The sequence below is a fragment of the Bradyrhizobium zhengyangense genome (assembly GCF_022012555.1).
Taxonomy (GTDB): domain Bacteria; phylum Pseudomonadota; class Alphaproteobacteria; order Rhizobiales; family Xanthobacteraceae; genus Bradyrhizobium; species Bradyrhizobium zhengyangense.
Window position 1 is genome coordinate 1 of record NZ_JAKLTZ010000067.1, and the last position, 1,787, is coordinate 1,787.

The 1,787-nt window shown below is 65.2% G+C and carries 1 protein-coding gene; it reads left to right on the forward strand.

The genetic code is table 11. From position 1 onward, the window contains the following. On the forward strand, positions 1 to 1,787 hold a 1,787-nt coding region (locus tag L6639_RS42830; RefSeq protein WP_237867362.1), incomplete at both ends, for a DUF1522 domain-containing protein.

The following is a 1,787-nucleotide window of genomic DNA, read 5'->3' on the forward strand; positions in this document are numbered from 1 at the left end:
ACCGGCAAGAGTGTCAACTCGGCTCTGGACAACCCCACCAACTTCTTCACCGCCCAGTCGCTCGACAACCGCGCCAGCGACATCAACAACCTGCTCGACAACATCGGTAACGGTGTGCAGGTGCTGCAGGCCGCCAACACCGGCATCACCTCGCTGCAGAAGCTGGTCGACAGCGCCAAGTCGATCGCCAACCAGGCGCTGCAGACCACCGTTGGTTATTCCACCAAGTCCAACGTCTCCACCACGATCTCGGGTGCGACGGCATCTGACCTGCGCGGAACCACCAGCTTCACTAGCGCGAGCGCACTGAGCAACGTGCTGTATAGCGGCGCTGCGGGTGGCGCGACGGCTGCTGTTACCGGCACCACGCTGGGCGGCGTTTCGGGCGCCGACACGGGATCCGTCATCAACGCTGCGACGACTGCGGCCAAGCTCCTGAACGGTGCGGCTGCGGGCGATGCGAACGCCGGCGTTGCGGCTGGTGACACGCTCACCGTCAACGGCAAGACCGTGACGTTCGTTGCGGGCGATGCGCCGACCACGGCGCCGACGGGCCTCACTCAAGTTGCGGCGTCTGCTGGCGTCACGACCGGTAACGTCTTCACCGACAGCAGCGGCAACGTGTCGGTTTACCTCGGCTCCACCACGAAGGCTTCGATCGGTGACGTGCTGACCGCCGTCGATCTCGCCAGCGGCGTGCAGAGCAACGTTGCCGGCACCCTCACGCTCAACGCCGGGCAGACCGCGTCTACCGTCACGGGCGGCGGCGCGCTGAAGTTGCAAAGCACCACCGGTTCCGACCTGAGCGTGACCGGCAAGGCCGACATCCTGAAGGCCCTCGGTCTCACCGGTGCGACGGGCGCAGGCAGTGTGACGGTCTCGGCGACCCGCACCACGAGCTCGACGACCCTGTCGTCCTTCATCTCGTCGGGTTCGACCCTGAACGTCGATGGCCATGTCATCACCTTCAAGGATGGCCCGACGCCCGGTGCCTCTTCGCTGCCTTCGACCCAAGGCGTGTCCGGCAACGTCGTCACTGACGGCAACGGCAACTCGACGGTCTATCTGCAGAGCGCGTCGATCACCGACGTGCTGAAGGCGGTTGACTTCGCCACGGGCGTGCAGACCTTCACGCTCAATGGCAGCGGCGGCGGTACGCTTGCGACCGCTTCCGGTCAGACGGCTTCGTCGATCAACGCCTCGGGCCAGCTGAAGGTCTCGACCGGCGTCAATGCCGATCTGTCGATCACCGGCACCGGCAATGCGCTGCAATCGCTGGGTCTGGCCGGCAACACCGGCACGTCGTCGGCCTTCACCGCGGCGCGTACCTCCGGCACCGGCGGCATCAACGGCAAGACCCTGACCTTCACCTCCTTCAATGGCGGCACGGCGGTCAACGTCACGTTCGGCGACGGCACCAACGGCACGGTCAAGACGCTTGATCAGCTCAACACGCAGCTGCAGGCCAACAACCTGTCTGCGACGATCGACGCCAACGGCCTGCTGACGATCTCGACCACCAACGACTACGCTTCCTCGACGCTTGGTTCGACGTCGGCGGGTGGCGCGATCGGCGGTACGCTGACGACGGCTCTGACCTTCTCGACGGCTTCGACCCCCGTGGCCGACACCGTCGCGCAGACCTCCCGTGCGAACCTGGTCAACCAGTACAACAACATCCTGAGCCAGATCGACTCGACCTCGCAGGACTCCTCGTTCAACGGCGTCAACCTGCTGAACGGCGACCAGCTCAAGCTGGTGTTCGACGAAACCGGCAAGTCGAGCCT